The 19595-nt window shown below is 55.5% G+C and carries 17 protein-coding genes; 6 read left to right on the forward strand and 11 right to left on the reverse strand.

Annotation, left to right across the window (positions count from 1 at the left end):
- Positions 1-12 precede the first annotated feature (12 nt).
- Positions 13-471 (reverse strand): Lrp/AsnC family transcriptional regulator, encoded by a 459-nt coding sequence (locus tag FHW76_RS08555; protein WP_008805409.1) that lies wholly within the window; start codon positions 469-471, stop codon positions 13-15.
- A gap of 115 nt (positions 472-586) precedes the next feature.
- Between FHW76_RS08555 and FHW76_RS08560 the strand changes: the two genes are divergently transcribed.
- The gene (locus FHW76_RS08560; protein ID WP_032729445.1) at positions 587-1639 is read left to right on the forward strand and encodes a PLP-dependent cysteine synthase family protein; all 1053 of its coding nucleotides are present in this window, start codon (positions 587-589) and stop codon (positions 1637-1639) included.
- Positions 1640-1683: 44 nt separating this feature from the next.
- Here the strand turns inward: FHW76_RS08560 and cof are convergent, their stop codons facing one another.
- The gene (gene cof / locus FHW76_RS08565) at positions 1684-2502 is read right to left on the reverse strand and encodes an HMP-PP phosphatase (RefSeq protein ID WP_016160381.1); all 819 of its coding nucleotides are present in this window, start codon (positions 2500-2502) and stop codon (positions 1684-1686) included.
- Positions 2503-2629: 127 nt separating this feature from the next.
- On the opposite strand from cof, the gene FHW76_RS08570 reads away from it, so the two are divergent.
- A complete protein-coding gene (locus FHW76_RS08570; protein WP_008805407.1) occupies positions 2630-4330 on the forward strand; it encodes an SgrR family transcriptional regulator in 1701 nt (566 codons plus the stop codon).
- A gap of 66 nt (positions 4331-4396) precedes the next feature.
- Entirely contained in the window at positions 4397-5098 is a 702-nt protein-coding gene (gene queC / locus FHW76_RS08575; protein WP_008805406.1) for a 7-cyano-7-deazaguanine synthase QueC, read from the forward strand.
- Positions 5099-5209: 111 nt separating this feature from the next.
- Here the strand turns inward: queC and FHW76_RS08580 are convergent, their stop codons facing one another.
- The 9 genes from FHW76_RS08580 to bolA all read right to left on the reverse strand — a co-directional run bounded on the left by FHW76_RS08580 (position 5210) and on the right by bolA (position 15768).
- The gene (locus FHW76_RS08580; protein ID WP_008805405.1) at positions 5210-5611 is read right to left on the reverse strand and encodes a YbgC/FadM family acyl-CoA thioesterase; all 402 of its coding nucleotides are present in this window, start codon (positions 5609-5611) and stop codon (positions 5210-5212) included.
- A gap of 111 nt (positions 5612-5722) precedes the next feature.
- Entirely contained in the window at positions 5723-6091 is a 369-nt protein-coding gene (locus FHW76_RS08585) for a helix-hairpin-helix domain-containing protein (RefSeq protein ID WP_008805404.1), read from the reverse strand.
- Between the two features lie 148 nt (positions 6092-6239).
- Positions 6240-8114, reverse strand: coding sequence for a peptidylprolyl isomerase (gene ppiD, locus FHW76_RS08590; RefSeq protein ID WP_012968827.1), 1875 nt, complete (start codon positions 8112-8114; stop codon positions 6240-6242).
- A gap of 214 nt (positions 8115-8328) precedes the next feature.
- On the reverse strand, positions 8329-8601 hold the full coding sequence (gene hupB, locus FHW76_RS08595; RefSeq protein ID WP_002444653.1) for a nucleoid-associated protein HU-beta: 273 nt from the start codon (positions 8599-8601) through the stop codon (positions 8329-8331).
- Between the two features lie 209 nt (positions 8602-8810).
- A complete protein-coding gene (lon, locus tag FHW76_RS08600; protein WP_004151336.1) occupies positions 8811-11165 on the reverse strand; it encodes an endopeptidase La in 2355 nt (784 codons plus the stop codon).
- Positions 11166-11348: 183 nt separating this feature from the next.
- Positions 11349-12623, reverse strand: coding sequence for an ATP-dependent protease ATP-binding subunit ClpX (gene clpX, locus FHW76_RS08605; protein ID WP_008805402.1), 1275 nt, complete (start codon positions 12621-12623; stop codon positions 11349-11351).
- A 250-nt stretch (positions 12624-12873) separates the two neighbouring features.
- Positions 12874-13497, reverse strand: coding sequence for an ATP-dependent Clp endopeptidase proteolytic subunit ClpP (gene clpP / locus FHW76_RS08610; protein ID WP_002891804.1), 624 nt, complete (start codon positions 13495-13497; stop codon positions 12874-12876).
- Between the two features lie 309 nt (positions 13498-13806).
- Entirely contained in the window at positions 13807-15105 is a 1299-nt protein-coding gene (gene tig, locus FHW76_RS08615; protein WP_008805401.1) for a trigger factor, read from the reverse strand.
- Positions 15106-15450: 345 nt separating this feature from the next.
- A complete protein-coding gene (bolA, locus tag FHW76_RS08620; RefSeq protein WP_002891649.1) occupies positions 15451-15768 on the reverse strand; it encodes a transcriptional regulator BolA in 318 nt (105 codons plus the stop codon).
- A gap of 302 nt (positions 15769-16070) precedes the next feature.
- Here bolA and FHW76_RS08625 point away from each other — a divergent pair, with 302 nt between their 5' ends.
- From FHW76_RS08625 to cyoA, 3 genes are all read left to right on the forward strand, one after another.
- Positions 16071-16649 carry a lipoprotein gene (locus FHW76_RS08625; RefSeq protein ID WP_004204800.1) on the forward strand — a complete coding sequence of 193 codons (579 nt, stop codon included), beginning with the start codon at positions 16071-16073 and terminating at the stop codon, positions 16647-16649.
- 43 nt (positions 16650-16692) lie between these two features.
- Complete coding sequence (ampG, locus tag FHW76_RS08630) at positions 16693-18168, forward strand: muropeptide MFS transporter AmpG (protein ID WP_012542689.1); 1476 nt, start codon at positions 16693-16695, stop codon at positions 18166-18168.
- Positions 18169-18647: 479 nt separating this feature from the next.
- Positions 18648-19592 carry a cytochrome o ubiquinol oxidase subunit II gene (gene cyoA, locus FHW76_RS08635; protein ID WP_008805398.1) on the forward strand — a complete coding sequence of 315 codons (945 nt, stop codon included), beginning with the start codon at positions 18648-18650 and terminating at the stop codon, positions 19590-19592.
- Positions 19593-19595 lie beyond the last annotated feature (3 nt).

The raw sequence follows: 19595 nt of genomic DNA on the forward strand, positions 1-19595 counted from the left end.
GGCGCAATACCGTTATTCGACAGGCAAGGCGGTGGTATATTTTATCTGTTCCATGGCAAAACTCGAAGTGACATCCGACAGCCCCGGCACGCTGTTCACTAAACGTTTATAAAAATCGTCATAGCGTTTCATATCGGCCACCTGCACCCGCAGCAGGTAATCATACTCTCCTGCCATCCGCCAGAAGCCGAGCACCTCCGCCATCTGCGTCACTTCGCTCACAAAATGGCCATACCAGTCGCTGCTGTGATGCTGAGTCTTGATCAGGACAAACGCCGTCAGGCCCAGCCCCACCTTTTCCGCATCCAGTAAGGCGACGCGCCCGCGCAAAATACCTTCATCTTCGAGCCGTTTCAGGCGCTTCCAGCAGGGCGTGGTGGTCAGATTAACGGCATCGGCCAGCGCCTGCAAAGAGAGGGTGCAATCTTCCTGCAGCAGCGCCAGCAGCTTACGGTCAATTTTATCTAGCATAGGGCATCCGAAGAGAAAATTTTGCTCTCATAATGGTAATCCAAAGGCTAAATGGCAACAATTTTTCCTGCGCTTTCCGCTAAGCTAGGCACAAAATGACAAACAGGAAATCACGATGAATAGCGCCTGGGTTAAACATGCCATTAGCGAAATCAACGCCGACTATCAGCGCTCCGCCGACACGCACCTGATCCGTCTGGCGCTGCCCGCTTTTCCGGGCATCCACCTGTATCTGAAAGATGAAAGCACCCACCCCACCGGCAGCCTTAAACATCGCCTGGCGCGGTCGCTGTTTCTCTATGGCCTGTGCAACGGCTGGATCAAAGAAGGTACGCCGATTATTGAATCCTCCTCGGGTTCAACCGCCGTTTCGGAGGCCTACTTCGCCCGCCTGCTGGGGCTGCCGTTTATCGCCGTGATGCCTTCCTGCACCGCCAAACGTAAGATCGAACAGATCGAGTTTTACGGCGGACGCTGCCATTTTGTGCAGAGCGCCTGCGAAATCTACGATGCTTCCGAAACGCTGGCCCGCGAGCTGAACGGCCATTATATGGATCAATTCACCTTTGCCGAGCGGGCCACCGACTGGCGCGGCAATAACAATATCGCCGACAGTATTTTCCGTCAGATGAGCCATGAACCGCACCCGCAGCCGTCATGGATCGTCATGAGCGCCGGCACCGGCGGCACCTCGGCAACCATTGGCCGCTATATTCGCAGCCAGGGCCATGAGACGCAGCTGATGGTCGTTGATCCGCAGAATTCGGTCTTCCTCGAATACTGGCAGACCCGCGACGCCACCCTGCGCAGCCCGGTCGGCAGCAAAATTGAAGGCATCGGCCGCCCACGCGTCGAACCGTCATTTATTCCCGACGTCGTCGACGAGATGCTGCGCGTACCGGATGCGGCGAGCGTGGCCACCGCCCTGTGGCTGGAAACACAGCTTGGGCGCAAGGTCGGCGCTTCTACCGGCACCAATATGTGGGGCGTATTGCAGCTGGCCGCGCGGATGCGCGAGGAAGGGCGAACGGGTTCCATCGTCACGCTGTTGTGCGACAGCGGTGAGCGCTACCTGGAAACCTATTACAACCCGCAGTGGGTGGCCGCCAATATCGGCGATATCGCGCCCAGGCAGGCGGAGATCGCCGCGCTGGTCGGCAGGCGATAAAAAAAGCCAGATAGAAAACTATCTGGCTTGCCGGAAGGGTCTCTCTATTCGGGGGAATAAGGAAGATCAGGATTATCCAGCCAATGCGTTAAAAAGTGGGAGACCGCCTGATGCCGGCAGTCTCCGATAACCGGAAGATGCGGCAGCTCGGCTTTCAGCTGCGGCATCGCGTTGCCCATGATAAAACCCCGCCCAACGCTGCCCAGCATCTCGCGGTCATTCATCGCATCGCCAAACGCCATGCACTCCTGCAGGGTGAAGCCTAAGTGCTGGCTGAGCACCGCCAGCGCCGCACCTTTATTACACCCGACCGGCAGCACTTCCAGACAGTCCATCGCCGAGAAGCAGAGAAACGCGCGATCGCCCAGCGTCTCATTCAGTTGGATCCGCAGGCGGCGGAGATCGTCATGATCGCCGCAAAAACAGATCTTGGTGACATGCTGCGCCGACATGCGTTTCGGATCGCACAGTTGATAGTGAAAGCCGCTGAAGACATGCGCTTGCAACAATTCAGGCCTTGCCTGACCGGTGAACCAGCCGCCATCGTTAAACACATGCATGCTGGCCTGAGTATCCCATTTGCTGTGCAGCACCGCTTCCGCCGCCTCGGGAGCGAGATCCTGGCGATAAAGCTCCTCCCCTTCCAGCGAATGGATGCGCGTCCCGTTGCCGGTGATCAGAAATGCGTCCAGGGAAAATTCGCCAATCACATGGTGCATCTCCAGCACATGGCGACCGGTAGCGAACGTCAGGGTGATATTACGTTCCCGCAGCCGTTTCAGCGCGGTGAGCGTTTGCTCGCCGAGACGATGGTCCGGCATCAGCAGGGTGCCGTCCATATCAAATGCGGCCAGTTTTGCCATGGTGTATTCCCCGATGTGTGATGGGCTTCGCTTGTGTTGCAGTATCACCTGGGATATACGGAAGTAATAGTGAATAGATATTATTAATTGTTCCGGGTTTACAGCGGCCCGGTGGATGACGGCCCCCATGCGACTCTTACACCGTTTAAATCAATACCAGCGATTGTGGCAACCCTCAGCCGGGGCGCCGCAGCAGGTGACCGTCGGCGAACTGGCGGAGCGCTGTTTTTGTAGCGAACGCCACGTCCGCACTCTGCTGCGTCAGGCGCAGGAGGCGGGGTGGCTAAGCTGGCAGGCCAGCTCCGGGCGCGGCAAACGCGGACAGCTCTCATTTCACAAAACCCCGGAAAGTCTGCGCAACGAGATGATGGAGCAGGCGCTGAACAACGGTCAGCAGCAAAACGCGCTGGAGCTGGCGCAGCTGGCCCCGGTGGAGCTGAAAGCCCTGCTCCATCCCTTCCTCGGCGGTCAGTGGCAAAACAATACTCCGACGCTGCGTATTCCTTACTATCGCCCACTGGAGCCGCTGCGTCCTGGCTTTCTCCCCGGACGCGCCGAGCAGCATCTGGCCGGGCAGATCTATGCCGGGCTGACGCGCTTCGATGAAGGCGACAATATGCCGATCGGCGATCTGGCGCATCACTGGCAGGTCTCACCGGACGGCCTGCGCTGGCATTTTTACATTCGCTCCACGCTGTACTGGCACAATGGCGATGCGGTGCAAACCGCACAGCTACGGCAGCGGTTACGGTTGCTGCTTGAGCTGCCCGCCTTACGGACCCTCTTCGCCAGCATCAGCCGTATCGATGTCACTCACGCCCAGTGTCTCACCATCACGCTGCATCGTCCTGACTACTGGCTGCCGTTCCGCCTGGCCAGCTACTGCAGCGTGCTGGCGCATCCCGACGATCCGGCCATCGGCTGCGGGCCATTCCGCCTGAAGCGGTTTAGTCCGGAACTCGTCCGCCTGGAGAACCATCCCCGGTACCACCTGCAGCATCCGCTGATCCAGGCGGTGGAATACTGGATCACTCCTCAGCTCTTTGACCGCGATCTCGGCACCAGCTGCCGCCACCCGGTGCAGATCACCATCGGCGATCGCGAAGAGCTCCACAATCTGCGCCAGGTCAGCAACCGTATCAGCCTTGGCTTCTGCTATCTGACCCTGCGCCACAGCCCGCGTCTTAGTAAAACGCAGGCCCAGCGGCTGGTGTCGATAATCCATCACTCGTCGCTGCTGGAAACGCTGCCGCTGGAGGAGGATCTGATTACGCCAAGCCATGAGGTGCTGCCGGGATGGTCCATCCCGCAGGGACCGGAAAACAACGCGGTGCCGCTGCCGGCCAGGCTCACTCTACTCTATCATCTGCCGGTCGAGCTTCATGCGATGGCCGAGCAACTGAGGCAACGGCTGGCTCTGCTGGGCTGCGAACTGACGATCATTTTTCATGACGCCAAAAACTGGGAAGGCTGTCAGCATCTGGGGCAGGCCGACCTGATGATGGGCGACCGACTGATCGGCGAAGCGCCGGAGTACGCCCTGGAGCAGTGGCTGCGCTGCGATATGCTGTGGCCTAATTTGCTGACCGGGGCGCAATATGCCCATCTGCAGGCGACATTAGACGCCGTGCAGTCTCAGCCCGACGCCCGCAGCCGCAACGATGCGCTGCGCAACGTCTTCAACAGTCTGATGGAAGACGCCATCATGACGCCGCTGTTCAAGTATAACTATCGGATCAGCGCGCCGCCGGGGGTTAATGGCCTGCGCCTCAACGCCCGGGGCTGGTTTGACTTCGCCAGCGCCTGGCTGCCGGCCTCGTTGACGTGAGAGAGCTGGTCGCCGCGCGCGTCTGGCGCTACCATAGCGCCTTTACTCATTTAGTCAGGAATTGCCATGAAACGCGCCGTAGTTGTCTTCAGCGGAGGACAAGATTCAACCACCTGTCTGGTGCAGGCTCTGCAACAGTATGATGAAGTGCATTGCGTCACTTTTGATTATGGCCAACGCCACCGCGCGGAAATCGACGTTGCGCGCGAACTCGCCCTGAAACTGGGCGCCGTCGCGCATAAAGTGCTGGACGTCACTCTGCTCAACGAACTGGCAGTCAGCAGCCTGACCCGCGATAACATTCCGGTACCCGACTATCAGCCTGATGCTGAGGGGATTCCCAACACCTTTGTCCCCGGGCGCAATATTCTGTTTTTAACCCTGACGGCAATCTACGCCTATCAGGTGAAAGCCGAAGCCATCATCACCGGCGTGTGCGAGACCGACTTCTCCGGCTACCCGGACTGTCGCGATGAGTTTGTCAAAGCGCTGCACCACGCCGTCAGCCTTGGGATGGCGAAAGACATTCGCTTTGAGACGCCGCTGATGTGGCTGAATAAAGCCGAGACCTGGGCGCTTGCCGACTTCTGGGGTCAGCTGGATCTGGTGCGCCAGGAAACCCTCACCTGCTACAACGGCATTAAGGGCGATGGCTGCGGCCAGTGCGCCGCCTGTAACCTGCGCGCAAACGGACTCAACCAGTATCTGGGGGACAAGGTCGGCGTAATGGCGGTGATGAAGCAAAAAACCGGGCTGGCACAGGCATAGCCTCCGGGGAGCGATTTACCGGAGCTTTGACTCAAATTCCCCGGTAGCGCGACGCTTACCGGGGCTACGGGTTCATCACCTGCCGTGGGCCCGTCACTCGCACGTCGGTTGTCAGCGCAAGTTCATCTGGTCAAGTTTCTCACGCAACTCCCCTTCCAGTGGCAGCGCCTTCTGGGTCTTCAAATCGATACAGACAAAGGTAATCAGCGCATCGGCTACCACTTCGCCATTGGGGTTGAGGGTGACCACCTGACTAAGGGTGCCGCTTTTGCCGTTGAGTTGCTCCAGTTTGCTGCTCACTGTCAGCACATCGCCCAGCACCGCCGGACGACGGTAGTTAATATTGATATTCACCACCACGAAGGCGATGTTTTTCTCCATCATCCACTGAAACGCGGGGCTGTTTTCCAGGCCGTCCCAGCGGGCTTCCTCAAGGAACTCCAGGTAACGTGCGTTGTTCACATGCTGGTAGACGTCCAGATGATAGCCGCGAACTTTAATTTGTGTCTGCATAGCACTAATGCCTTTCTGTTATTGTTGTTTATGAGGTAAGAGGTCACACCACTTGATGCAACCTCTTTATCCTGGCAAAAAATCACCGCTGTGCAAGGTCTGGCATAAAATTTACAGCGTCAGATGGGCTAAATTGCGCTCCACCAACGCGCTCCCCATTCCCGGGACCTGCTTCAGATCATCGAGGGTTTTGAACGGCCCGTACTCTTCGCGGTAGCTGACAATGGCCTGGGCTTTTTTCAACCCCACGCCATTCAACGCCTGCGCCAGCTGTTCGGCGCTGGCGTGGTTAATGCTGACTTTTGTCGCCCCGTTGTCGGTGTCGCCGGGCACCGCTTCCGCCTTCGCCGAAGCGGTCGCCTGCACATTTTCTTTATTCACCGCCGCTTTACCGCTGGCGGGTGCCGCCAGCGCGCCCTGTACGCCTACCGCGAAAACCAGAACGCCCGCGGCCATCAGTGTTTTTATTCCATATTTCATGCTGATATCTCCTTGTGTGTAGACAGCAAGGTTACGATAGCGTCAGTGCGGATGGCCGACAAAAGGCAAATCACAGAAATGGAAAGGGCCGCGAAAGCGGCCCTTGAGGATTACATCATGTTGCTCATTTTTGCGAGACGACGCGAAATTACTGCTGCTGGTCGATGCTGTCGCCCAGCTTAATTTTCGCCGCCTTGCGCAGGTTGCTCATCAGTGCTTCGAAAGCGATTTGGGCGTTGTTCTGGGTAATCCCCTGAACCATGGCCTTCTTCTGCTCTTCCGGCATGTTGCCTGCTTTCACTTCATCCAGCGCCACCAGCACCACATCGCCTTGCATATTGCTGCCAACGCCGTAGACCGGTTTGCCCTGCTGCGGCAGCGGCAGAGTGAATGCCAGCTGGCTCAGCGGATCCTGGCCGGTACGGGAAAGCGTCTGCGGCGCGCCAAAGCTCAGGCCAGCCGCCTTCATCGCTTCATCGCCTTTGCCGTCTTTCAGCGCCGCCAGCAGCTTGTCGGCGTCCAGTTTCGCCTGCTGTTCCGCTTTATTGTGCTTAACGATATCGCTAACCTGCGCCTTCACTTCAGCCAGCGGCTTCACCGCCTCGGCTTTGTGCTCGCTGATGCGCAGAACAAATGCGCGATCGCCGTCAACGGTAATGATGTCGGAGTTGCTGCCCGGCGCGCCGTTCTCACCCACCAGACCGCCGTTGAAGATAGCGTCAGCGACCGGTTTAAAGTTCAGCTCTTCCGGCAGGTTATCGCGGCCAAACCAGCCGGTTTCCACCACCTTCAGTCCGGCGACCTGCGCCGCGCCCGCCAGCGATTCATTATCGTTGCTGGCCGCATCGCTCACCTTCTGCTGCAGCGCGTAGTAAGCATCCAGCGCTTTTTCCTGCTTCACTTTCGCCGCAATGTCATTACGCACGTCAGCCAGCGGCTTCACCTGCGCCGGCTGGACGTCGTCCAGACGGGCCACCAGGAAGCCAACCGAGGATTTGATCACGCCAGACAGCTGGCCTTTCTCTTTCAGCCCGGCATCTTTCAGCTCAGGCACCGTAGAGGCCTCTTCCATCCACCCCATATCGCCGCCGTTGCGGGCAGAGATAATATCGGTCGATTTTTCTTTCGCCAGCGTGGCGAAATCTGCCCCTTTTTGCAGCTCGGCCAGCACCGCTTTCGCATCGGCTTCCGTTTTGGTCTGAATCACGCTGTAGCGGTTGCGCTGCGGCTGAGTGAACTGATCCTTATGCTGGTCGTACCATGACTGAATCTCTTCGTCAGAGGCGCTCTCCTGCATGCTGGCGGCATCCATTTTGATATAGCTGACGCGGAACTGCTCCGGCGCCATAAAACGGGCCTGATTCTGCTGCCAGAAAGCGTTGATTTCCTCATCGCTGGCCGTCTGTTTTGCCGCCAGGGCATTCACGTTGATGGTCGCTTCGCGGACGACACGCTGCTGAGACACCAGCGCCGCCAGCTGATCGGACTCACCCGGCAGCATGAAGTCGGTACCCGCAATGGCGTTAATCAGTTGCTGTGTGGTCAGCTGGTTACGCAGCGCCTGAGCGTACTGATCGGTGGTCATCCCCATCTGGGCGACAATACCGCTGAAACGCTGGTTGTCGAACTTACCGTTCGTCTGGAAAGCCTGGGTCTGGAAGATCGCCTGCTTCACCTGCTCATCGCTGATGCTGAGGCCCAGCTCGCGGGCATACTGATCCAGAAGCGATTCATCGATCAGGCGGTTCAGCACCTGCTGGCGCATGGTTTTCATGTAGTTTTCGTTCGCCGCCAGCTCGGAGAACTGGTCGCCAAGCTGCTGCTGCATACGGTTACGTTCGCTGGCGACGGCATTTTCAAACTGCCCACGGCCAATCTCCTGGCCATTCACTTTTGCGGCATAGTTTTTGCCACCGCCAATCAGGTAACCACTCACCCCGGTCAAAATGAACGAGACGATAATGATACCGAAAATAATCTTGAGCACGACGCTGTTGGCGGCCGTGCGTAGGTTGTCCATCATGGTGTAACAACGCTCCGCTGTAGATGACTTTAGCTCGCGCAGCATAGCACGTGATGGCCGCCGCGCGTGAGGACGTATTTTGACAAGAAAACAGGGTGATTGTCAGCCCACAAGTAGCGATAAACACACATAAAGTGGTCTGAAAAGGCAATAAAAAAGGCACATCTCACGATGCGCCCTTGTACTTCGTCACATTCCCTGACGGGAAAGCCGATCAGTTCACCGCGTCTTTCAGCGCTTTACCAGCACGGAAGCCCGGCACTTTTGCGGCAGCGATAGTAATTTCTTTACCTGTTTGTGGGTTGCGACCAGTACGAGCGGCACGTTCTTTAACAGCAAAGGTACCAAAACCTACCAGCGCAACGTCATCCCCAGCCTGCAGAGATTCAGTAACAGAAGCGATTAAAGCATCTAACGCACGTCCAGCTGCAGCTTTAGAAATGTCCGCACCCGCAGCAATTTTGTCAATCAGTTGAGATTTATTCACTGTTCTCTTCCTCTCTTTATAATTTATATCGCACCTGAGTCCTTCATAGTGCGACCGCGCAGCAGTTATATCAGGACTGTCATGCCCTTACAACAGCAGTTGTCGATGACCCCCCTGCCAGCGATCTAAGTTAGCTACACAAAAAAAGGCTGGCAAGTCCGAAATGACTTACCAGCCCTATTTTTATTAGCGCAATTTGCGCAGAATCACTATTTCGCGGTCACAACCTGCATGCCGAACGGTTCGTTCTGCAGCGCAAGTGTCAGAACTTCCTCGATTCGTTTCACCGGATGGATATCCAAATCGGCGATAACGTTATCTGGAATTTCTTCAAGGTCGCGTTTGTTCTCATCAGGAATCAGAACAGTCTTAATGCCGCCGCGATGCGCCGCCAGCAGTTTTTCCTTCAGACCGCCGATCGGCAGCACCTGACCACGCAGAGTGATTTCACCGGTCATCGCCACATCAGCGCGTACCGGGTTACCGGTCAGGCAGGAGACCAGCGCCGTGCACATGGCGATACCCGCGCTAGGACCATCCTTCGGCGTCGCCCCTTCCGGAACGTGGACGTGAATATCACGCTTCTCGTAGAAGTCGGCGTTAATGCCCAGTTTGTCCGCCCGCGAACGCACCACGGTCAGCGCAGCCTGAATCGATTCCTGCATGACCTCACCCAGCGAACCGGTGTAGGTCAGCTTGCCTTTGCCTGGTACGCAGGCGGTTTCGATGGTCAGCAGATCGCCCCCCACCTCCGTCCACGCCAGACCGGTCACCTGACCGACGCGGTTCTCGCTATCGGCACGGCCATAGTCAAAGCGCTGTACGCCGAGATAATCATGCAGATTCTCACCGTTAATCTCGATGTGTTTCAGCGACTTATCCAGCAGCAGCTGTTTAACGGCTTTACGGCACAGCTTGGAGATTTCACGCTCCAGGCTACGAACCCCCGCTTCACGCGTGTAGTAACGAATAATGCCGATAATGGCGCTATCGTCGACGGTCAGCTCGCCTTTCTTCAGCGCGTTACGTTCGATCTGCTTCGGCAGCAGGTGACGCTTGGCGATGTTCAGCTTTTCATCTTCGGTGTAACCGGAGAGGCGAATCACTTCCATACGATCCAGCAGCGGCGCCGGAATGTTCATGGAGTTAGACGTCGCCACGAACATCACATCGCTGAGATCGTAATCCACTTCCAGATAGTGGTCGTTAAAGGCCACGTTCTGTTCCGGATCCAGCACCTCAAGCAACGCAGAAGCCGGGTCGCCGCGCATATCGGAAGACATTTTGTCGATCTCATCCAGCAGGAACAGCGGGTTTTTCACCCCCACTTTCGCCATTTTCTGGATCAGTTTGCCCGGCATCGAGCCAATATAGGTCCGACGATGACCGCGAATTTCCGCTTCATCGCGCACGCCACCTAACGCCATACGTACGTATTTACGTCCGGTCGCTTTGGCGATGGATTGACCTAACGAGGTTTTACCTACCCCCGGCGGTCCCACCAGACAGAGGATTGGCCCCTTGATTTTGTTCACCCGGCTCTGCACCGCGAGATATTCAAGGATGCGATCCTTCACGCGCTCCAGGCCATAGTGATCGGTATCAAGGATCTCCTGGGCCTGGCGCAGGTCTTTTTTGACCTTACTGCGCGCGTTCCACGGCACCTGCACCATCCAGTCGATGTAGCCACGCACGACGGTCGCTTCCGCCGACATCGGCGACATCATCTTCAGTTTCTGCAGTTCCGCTTCGGTTTTTTCTTTCGCCTCTTTCGGCATTTTCGCCGCGTCGATCTTACGCTTCAGCGCTTCGTTTTCGTCCGGGGCGTCGTCCATCTCGCCGAGTTCTTTCTGAATCGCTTTCATTTGCTCGTTCAGATAGTACTCGCGCTGGGATTTCTCCATCTGCTTTTTGACGCGGTTGCGAATACGCTTCTCAACCTGCAGCAGATCGATTTCCGATTCCATCATCGCCATCAGATATTCCAGACGTTCGTTGACGTCGGACATCTCAAGCACAGACTGCTTGTCAGCCAGCTTCAGCGGCATGTGCGCCGCGATGGTATCCGCCAGGCGCGCCGGATCGTCGATGCTGTTCAGCGACGTCAGCACTTCCGGTGGGATCTTTTTGTTCAGCTTGATATAGCCTTCAAACTGGCTGATAGCGGTGCGAACCAGCACTTCCTGCTCGCGTTCGTCAATCGCCGGCGAGTCGAGATATTCCGCTTTCGCCGAGAAATGTTCGCCATTATCAGACAGCGCAGAAATACGTGCACGCTGCAGCCCTTCGACCAGCACCTTCACGGTGCCGTCCGGCAGCTTCAGCATCTGCAAAATAGACGCCACGGTTCCAACGGTGAAAAGATCGTTTACACCCGGCTCATCCGTCGACGCTTCTTTCTGCGCAACCAGCATGATTTTTTTATCATGGTCCATGGCCGCTTCGAGGCAACGAATAGATTTTTCCCGCCCTACGAACAGGGGTATGACCATGTGCGGATAAACCACCACATCGCGCAATGGCAATACGGGGATTTCAATGCGTTCAGAACGCTCAGGATTCATAGAGCTCTCTCTTAGTTTAAAGTCCGCCAGGTAGCCGACGACGCCATACTCCACTGCATCGTCGTTAATATGTAATCCAGTATATGGGGATGTATTCCACACATTCAACGGCGGGAATGCAGGAAAAATAAAAGGGGAGATAAAATCCCCCCTTTTTGTTAACTGCTTGAGTGAAATGGTTAATTATTCACCAGATGCCTGTTGGGCTTCCGGTTTGCCGTAGATCAGCAGCGGTTTGCTCTGACCTTCGATAACCGACTCATCAATGACCACTTTCTCGACATCATCCATCGAAGGCAGGTCATACATGGTATCCAGCAGCGCCGCTTCCACAATCGAGCGCAGACCGCGGGCGCCGGTTTTACGCGCCATCGCTTTCTTGGCGATGGCGTCCAGCGCTTCGTCGCGGAATTCAAGCTCTGCGCCCTCAAGGCTAAACAGCGCCTGATACTGCTTGGTCAGGGCATTTTTCGGCTCTTTCAGGATCTGGATCAGGGCTTCTTCGCTCAGCTCATTCAGGGTCGCCACCACCGGCAGACGGCCAATGAATTCCGGGATCAGACCAAACTTGATCAGATCTTCCGGCTCGACCTGGGCCAGCAGCTCGCCTTCGCTCGCTTTGTCGGACTTCGCTTTTACCGTCGCGCCAAAACCAATGCCGGAGCCGGTTTCAACACGGTGGGAAATCACTTTGTCCAGGCCGGCGAACGCGCCGCCGCAGATAAACAGGATCTTGGAGGTATCAACCTGCAGGAACTCTTGCTGCGGATGTTTACGCCCGCCCTGCGGTGGAACGGCGGCGACGGTGCCTTCGATAAGCTTCAGCAACGCCTGCTGTACGCCTTCGCCGGAGACGTCGCGGGTAATCGACGGGTTATCGGATTTACGCGAAATTTTGTCGATTTCGTCGATATAAACGATGCCGCGCTGCGCTTTCTGCACGTCGTAGTCGCACTTCTGCAGCAGTTTCTGAATGATATTTTCGACGTCCTCACCCACATAACCCGCTTCGGTCAGGGTGGTGGCGTCTGCCATGGTAAACGGCACATCCAGCAGGCGCGCCAGCGTTTCCGCCAACAGCGTTTTACCGGAACCGGTCGGCCCGATCAGCAGAATGTTACTTTTACCCAGCTCTACGCCATTGCTGGTATCGCCATTGCGCAGACGTTTGTAGTGGTTGTATACCGCGACCGCCAACACTTTCTTCGCCTGTTCCTGACCGATGACATAGTCATCAAGGTGGTGGCGAATCTCGTGCGGCGTCGGCAACGCGCTGCGCTCGCGGTGCGGCGCAACTTCTTTAATCTCTTCGCGAATGATGTCGTTACATAAATCAACGCATTCGTCGCAGATATACACGGATGGCCCGGCGATCAGCTTACGCACTTCATGCTGGCTTTTGCCGCAAAAAGAGCAATACAACAATTTGCCCGATCCATCTTTGCGTTTATCTGTCATGAGTCCAAACCTCTTTTTAAGTTCTTTGTGCCGCACACGACGACGCAAATGCCATTCTCAGGCGCAAGCCGCCATATAGCGTTGTGCCGCCCTTCATTAGTATATACACAAAATCCTTCGCGCTACATCGAGGCGGTGGCAAAGCCTCCGGCCGCAAGCCTGACCGGCAAGCGTCCGAAAAAATGCCAACCACCCGAAAAATCGCGGCGAGAAGGATGAAGCGTAAAGCGGCACCCTTACGCCTCGGGCATCAATTACGATGGGTCAAAATAGAGTCGACCAGCCCGTACTCCACGGCTTCCGCAGCGGAGAGGAAGCGGTCACGCTCAGTGTCACGCTCAATCTGCTCAAGAGACTGGCCGGTATGATGCGCCATCAGCTCATTCATGCGTCCTTTCACCTTCAGGATTTCACGGGCGTGGATCTCAATATCCGTCGCCTGTCCCTGATAGCCGCCCAGCGGCTGGTGGATCATCACGCGGGAGTTCGGCAGGCAGAAGCGCTTGCCTTTCGCCCCGGCGGTCAGCAGAAACGCGCCCATAGAAGCGGCCTGCCCCATACAAATGGTGCTGACATCCGGCTTGATGAACTGCATGGTGTCATAAATCGACATCCCGGCGGTGATCACCCCGCCCGGAGAGTTAATGTACAGGTAAATGTCTTTTTCCGGGTTTTCCGCTTCCAGAAACAGCATCTGCGCCACGATCAGGTTTGCCATGTGGTCTTCGACCTGGCCGGTCAGAAAAATGACGCGTTCCTTAAGCAGACGGGAGTAGATATCAAAAGAACGTTCACCGCGTGAGGTCTGTTCAATGACCATCGGCACCAGGGCCATATGGGGTGCAAAGTTGTCTCGTTCGCCACTGTATGACATTTCCGTCTCCTGGAGTAATTTTAAAATACCTGCTGCACTGATTGTAACCTTACGGACGGATTATCAGCCACAGTTTCTATCCGCTGAACGCGTCACCGCCTCTTCAACACGCGTGCGATAGCGGATGCAGTTGCCTCCCCCGGTAATGGGGATGGTGTTGCCATATTTCAAGCATAACAAGCTTTTGCTGTAACGCTATCATGGTAAATGCGTTTTAGCACCGTGCCTGAGGCTATCATTATCTTAAAAAAAAACCCGCCGCCTTTCGGCAACGGGTTTTTGCTCGAACCTTAAACAATCGCGGCGAAATTACGCCTGCTGGTTCATCAGTTCGTTGAAGGAAGTGGCTTTTTCAGACACTTTGGCTTTCGCCAGCACAGCTTCAACAGCCTGCTCTTCCAGCGCCACGTTGCGCATGTTGTCCATCAGCTCTTTGTTCTTGCTGTAGAACTCAACCACTTCTGACGGATCTTCGTACGCAGAAGCCATCTCTTCGATCAGGCCTTTCACGCGCTCTTCGTCAGCTTTCAGCTCATTGGTGCGAATCACTTCGCCCAGCAGCAGACCGACAACAACGCGGCGTTTAGCCTGCTCTTCGAACAGCTCACGCGGCAGTTCCAGAGCCTGTTTCTCGTTGCCACCGAAACGCTGAGCAGCCTGACGACGCAGCACGTCGATTTCGCTGTCAATCAGGGCAGCCGGAACGTCGATCTCGTTGGCTTTAACCAGACCTTCGATAGCCTGAGACTTCACGCGGTTACGCACAGCGCCTTTCAGCTCGCGCTCCATGTTTTTACGCACTTCAGCGCGCAGGCCAGCGACGGAACCATCTTCCACGCCGAAACGTTTGATGAATTCTTCAGTCAGCTCCGGCAGTTCACGCTCTTCAACTTTTTTCAGGTTGATAACGAACTTAGCCGCTTTACCTTTCAGGTTTTCTGCGTGGTATTCTTCCGGGAAGGTCACGTCGATGGTGAACTCTTCGCCCGCTTTGTGGCCTTTGATACCATCTTCGAAGCCCGGGATCATGCGACCCTGGCCCATCGCCAGTACGAAGTCAGAGGCTTTGCCGCCTTCGAACTCTTCGCCGTCTACGGAACCGGTGAAGTCGATAGTGACGCGATCTTCAGCGTCAACGGCGCCGTCTTTGTCTTTCCAGGTCGCCTGCTGTTTGCGCAGGGTTTCCAGCATGGTGTCAACGTCAGCGTCGGTCACTTCAACAACCGGTTTTTCAACTTCGATCGCGTCCAGACCCTGCAGTTCAACTTCCGGATACACTTCGAACTCTACCGCGTAGGTGAAGTCTTCGCCCAGTTTGTATTCGCCCGGAACGTAGTTCGGCGCACCGGCCGGATTGATTTTCTCTTTGATGATCGCGTCAACGAAATGACGGCTCATCAGGTCGCCCAGCACGTCCTGGCGAACGGATGCGCCATAACGCTGAGCAACAACATTCATCGGCACTTTGCCTTTACGGAAGCCGTCAATGCGAACTTTTTTCGCTACGTTGACCAGCTCGCTTTTGACAGCATTCTCGATGCTGTCAGCGGCGATAGTAATCGTTACACGGCGCCCAAGGCCCTGAGTGGTTTCAACTGAAACTTGCATCTTGTTACCTCAAAAAAATCACAGTGCTCGGTCAACTCTGGAAGCGCGTGTAGGTGGCTTCGCAGAACCGGGATGCCCTCTTCAAATCAGAAACACATTCCCTGTCGTCAGAATCATCCCGAAGACATTCATATATAAGACGCGGCATTATAGCGGCATCACTTTTGTGAGTCGAGAACGGTTGTCGCCCACTGCTGCGGCATTTTTCACATTTCCCGCTCAAATTTGTCCGCAAAAGCGCTCACTTTGCGCATTTTCCAGGCAAAACAAAACGGCCCGTAGGCCGTTTTTGCTAAATCTGCAAGCAACATACTGGAAAAGCGCCAGCGGTTGCAAATGGGATTTCTAGGCGATACTCCCCGCACCGCGGCAAGGCGGCGAGGCGAAAACCGTATCCTGTAATGCTTCCCACTCTTTTATCGTGTAGGTATGCAGCGCCAGGGCATGCACCGTATTCGACAGCTCCTCGGTTAGCGTGCCGTAGATCATACGGTGGCGATTGAGGAAACGCTCGCCAGTGAAGCGATCGCTCACTAACACCACTTTAAAATGACTTTCAGAGCCCGCTGGGACGTTGTGACGATAACTTTCATCCACGACTTCGAGATACATCGGGTCGAACGCTGCTCTAAGTTTTGCTTCGATCTGTTCACGTATCATCATGAATTTTCTCCTCCGACAACGCTGAGATGCCGCCACTCCATTTAAATGTTAGCCGCTTTTACCGCTTCCATTAGGAGAAAACAACAAAAAATTAGCATTGTTCTGATATTTTCATTCAAAAGTATCACGTTTACTGGCTCTGGTCGCCAGATCCGCCGGGGAAAGAGCGATTAACCGTGGCGGGACGCTCAGAAAACCGCCAGGGCGATGGATTTACACGCGTTGCCACTTCCCCTTGCCGTTGGCAATGCTATGATGGCGGTAATTTTCCTTATAACAACACCATGCGTTGAGACCTGAACATGCTTAAGAAGATCCTTTTCCCGTTGGTCGCCATGTTTATGCTGGCAGGATGCGCCACGCCGCCGACCACCATTGAAGTATCGCCGAAAATCACGCTGCCGCAGCAGGATCCGAGCCTGATGGGCGTGACCGTCAGCATCAACGGCGCCGATCAGCGTCCGGACCAGGCGCTGGCGAAAGTCACGCGCGACAATCAGCAGGTCACCCTCACCGCCTCGCGCGATCTGCGCTTCCTGCTGCAGGAAGTGCTGGAGAAACAGATGACCGCTCGCGGCTACATGATTGGCCCGAACGGTGCGGTCGATCTGCAGATTATTGTCAATAAACTCTACGCTGACGTCTCCCAGGGCAACGTGCGCTACAACATCGCCACGAAAGCCGATATCGCCATCATCGCCACCGCGGCAAACGGCACGAAGATGACCAAAAACTACCGCGCCAGCTATTCCGTTGAAGGCGCCTTCCAGGCCTCGAACAAGAACATCGCTGATGCCGTCAACAGCGTCCTGACCGATACCATCGCCGATATGGCGCAGGACACCAGCATCCACGATTTCATCAAGCAAAACGCGCGTTAATGCCACCACGAACCCGGCCGCGGCCGGGTTCGTGCTTTATGCTATGTCCAGTCACTACTTACGCATTTTTCAACAGCCGAAATCAGCGATTTTGCTGATCCTCGGTTTCGCCTCAGGCCTGCCGCTGGCCCTCACCTCCGGTACCCTGCAGGCCTGGATGACAGTGGAAAATATCGATCTGAAAACGATCGGTTTTTTCTCACTCGTCGGCCAGGCCTATGTCTTTAAATTTCTCTGGTCCCCGCTAATGGACCGCTATACGCCGCCGTTTCTTGGGCGTCGTCGCGGTTGGCTGCTGACTACCCAGGTCCTGCTCCTGCTGGCCATCGCGGCGATGGGCTTTCTTGAGCCTGTCTCCCAGCTCCGCTGGATGGCGGCACTGGCGGTGGTGATCGCCTTCTGCTCGGCGTCACAGGATATTGTGTTCGACGCCTGGAAAACCGACGTTCTGCCAGCGGAAGAGCGCGGCGCTGGCGCCGCGATCAGCGTGCTGGGTTATCGCCTCGGGATGCTGGTATCCGGGGGGCTGGCACTGTGGCTTGCCGACCGCTATCTCGGCTGGCAGGGGATGTACTGGCTGATGGCGGCGCTACTGGTGCCCTGCATCATCGCCACACTGCTGGCGCCCGAGCCGAGCGACGTTATCCCGGTTCCCAGATCGCTGGAGCAGGCGGTCGCCGAACCGCTGCGCGATTTTTTCGGTCGCAATAACGCCTGGCTGATTCTGCTGCTCATCGTCCTTTATAAGCTGGGCGATGCGTTTGCCATGAGCCTGACCACCACCTTCCTCATCCGCGGCGTCGGTTTTGACGCCGGCGAAGTGGGGATGGTGAACAAAACCTTAGGCCTGTTTGCCACCATTCTCGGCGCCCTGTATGGCGGGGTCCTGATGCAGCGGCTGACGCTGTTTCGGGCGCTGCTGATCTTCGGTGTGCTGCAGGGGGTCTCCAACGCTGGCTACTGGCTGCTGTCGATTACCGATAAGCACCTCTATTCCATGGCAACCGCCGTGTTCTTTGAAAACCTGTGCGGGGGAATGGGGACGGCGGCGTTTGTCGCGCTGCTGATGACGCTGTGCAATAAATCCTTTTCCGCTACCCAGTTCGCACTGCTCTCAGCGCTGTCCGCGGTCGGCCGCGTGTACGTTGGGCCGATCGCCGGCTGGTTTGTCGAGGCCCACGGCTGGTCGACGTTCTATCTCTTCTCGGTCGTTGCGGCGGTACCGGGGATCGCGCTGCTACTACTGTGCCGGCAAACGCTTGAGCATACCCAACGCACAGCAAGCTTTATGCCGCGAAGCGAATACCCGCAAGCCTATGCGCTGGCGTTAAGGATCCTGGCGCTGGGCTGCCTGCTGCTGGCGGTATGGCTGGTACTGCTGATCATGAACGCCCTGGATTACACCGCCTTCTCTTTCCTGTCCGGTCTGCTGGAGGTTGCGGCGCTGACTGCGGTGGGCGGTATTTTGTTCGGCGGTCTGCTCGACTACCTGGCGCTGCGTAAAACTCGCCTGATTTAAGGAAGCTGCATCATTATTAGCCGTTGTAATTACGAAACGTAATTATAACGGCTTATTAACGCTTTTATATTGCCCGCCGCGCTATTTGTTGTTTTGTGCGTTTTTGATTTCTGGAAATTATTGACAGTTTTCATTCGATTCTTTAAATAATTTAACCGATTCAGCTACGGCGATTTTATTTTAGGTTTTCACAATGTCTTTTATTTGATAATTAAATGTTAAACAATTGTTCTAATTTTTGGGTGGTTATGCCCATTCGCCGCTAAGCACTCCTTTTCTTATCCCTTTCGTTATCAATCCCACGAAAATCAGGCTTTGCAAGCGATTACGTAACACTACGTAACATATGTGACAAACCAAGCAGAAGCCGCTAACACAGAACTGACAGAGATCCAATCATGTTTACAGTAATGCAACCTTACCGTAAAATGCCCGTACACTTTAAACGCCACCAGATCCCGTGGAATTGAGGTCGTTCAATGAGACTCAGGAAATACAATAAAAGTTTGGGATGGATGTCATTAATCGCAAGTACTGTATTACTCAGTGGTTGTGATTCTGCACTCCTTGACCCAAAAGGACAGATTGGACTGGAGCAACGCTCTTTGATTCTGACGGCCTTCGGCCTGATGATGATTGTCGTTATTCCCGCCGTCTTGATGGCAGTAGGATTTGCCTGGAAGTATCGCGCGAGCAATAAAGATGCGAAGTATAGCCCGAACTGGTCACACTCCAACAAAGTGGAAGCTGTGGTCTGGACGGTACCTATTCTGATCATCCTGTTCCTGGCCGTTCTGACCTGGAAAACCACTCACGCACTGGAGCCAAGCAAACCGCTTGCCCACGACGAGAAACCAATCACCATCGAAGTCGTTTCGATGGACTGGAAATGGTTCTTTATCTATCCGGAACAGGGTATTGCTACCGTTAACGAAATCGCCTTCCCGGCGAACGTACCGGTACACTTCAAAGTGACCTCTAACTCGGTGATGAACTCGTTCTTCATTCCGCGCTTAGGTAGCCAGATTTACGCAATGGCCGGGATGCAGACTCAACTGCACCTCATTGCTGACGAAGCTGGTACTTATGACGGTATCTCCGCTAGCTACAGTGGCCCGGGCTTCTCAGGTATGAAGTTCAAAGCGATTGCTACTCCGGATCGTGCAACCTTCGATCAGTGGGTTGAAAAAGCCAAACAGTCGCCGAACTCCATGGACTCCATGGCCGCGTTCGATAAAGTGGCTGTGCCTAGCGAATACAACAAAGTGGAATACTTCTCTAACGTGAAGCCGGATCTGTTCAAAGATGTTGTGAACAAATTCATGTCTCACGAGAGCATGAACATGTCCAAACCTGAAGGCGAGCACGCTGCTCACGACGGGATGGAAGGCATGGACATGAGCCACGCGGAAACCGCTCACTAAGGG

It is taken from the genome of Klebsiella sp. RC2 (genome assembly GCF_014192815.1).
Classification (GTDB): Bacteria; Pseudomonadota; Gammaproteobacteria; order Enterobacterales; family Enterobacteriaceae; genus Klebsiella; species Klebsiella variicola.

Bases quoted from the DNA above. Each gene is read 5' to 3' on its own strand.
- FHW76_RS08555 (WP_008805409.1), bottom strand. From the start codon at position 471: ATGCTAGATAAAATTGACCGTAAGCTGCTGGCGCTGCTGCAGGAAGAT.
- FHW76_RS08560 (WP_032729445.1), top strand. From the start codon at position 587: ATGAATAGCGCCTGGGTTAAACATGCCATTAGCGAAATCAACGCCGAC.
- cof (WP_016160381.1), bottom strand. From the start codon at position 2,502: ATGGCAAAACTGGCCGCATTTGATATGGACGGCACCCTGCTGATGCCG.
- FHW76_RS08570 (WP_008805407.1), top strand. From the start codon at position 2,630: ATGCGACTCTTACACCGTTTAAATCAATACCAGCGATTGTGGCAACCC.
- queC (WP_008805406.1), top strand. From the start codon at position 4,397: ATGAAACGCGCCGTAGTTGTCTTCAGCGGAGGACAAGATTCAACCACC.
- FHW76_RS08580 (WP_008805405.1), bottom strand. From the start codon at position 5,611: ATGCAGACACAAATTAAAGTTCGCGGCTATCATCTGGACGTCTACCAG.
- FHW76_RS08585 (WP_008805404.1), bottom strand. From the start codon at position 6,091: ATGAAATATGGAATAAAAACACTGATGGCCGCGGGCGTTCTGGTTTTC.
- ppiD (WP_012968827.1), bottom strand. From the start codon at position 8,114: ATGATGGACAACCTACGCACGGCCGCCAACAGCGTCGTGCTCAAGATT.
- lon (WP_004151336.1), bottom strand. From the start codon at position 11,165: ATGAATCCTGAGCGTTCTGAACGCATTGAAATCCCCGTATTGCCATTG.
- clpX (WP_008805402.1), bottom strand. From the start codon at position 12,623: ATGACAGATAAACGCAAAGATGGATCGGGCAAATTGTTGTATTGCTCT.
- clpP (WP_002891804.1), bottom strand. From the start codon at position 13,497: ATGTCATACAGTGGCGAACGAGACAACTTTGCACCCCATATGGCCCTG.
- tig (WP_008805401.1), bottom strand. From the start codon at position 15,105: ATGCAAGTTTCAGTTGAAACCACTCAGGGCCTTGGGCGCCGTGTAACG.
- bolA (WP_002891649.1), bottom strand. From the start codon at position 15,768: ATGATGATACGTGAACAGATCGAAGCAAAACTTAGAGCAGCGTTCGAC.
- FHW76_RS08625 (WP_004204800.1), top strand. From the start codon at position 16,071: ATGCTTAAGAAGATCCTTTTCCCGTTGGTCGCCATGTTTATGCTGGCA.
- ampG (WP_012542689.1), top strand. From the start codon at position 16,693: ATGTCCAGTCACTACTTACGCATTTTTCAACAGCCGAAATCAGCGATT.
- cyoA (WP_008805398.1), top strand. From the start codon at position 18,648: ATGAGACTCAGGAAATACAATAAAAGTTTGGGATGGATGTCATTAATC.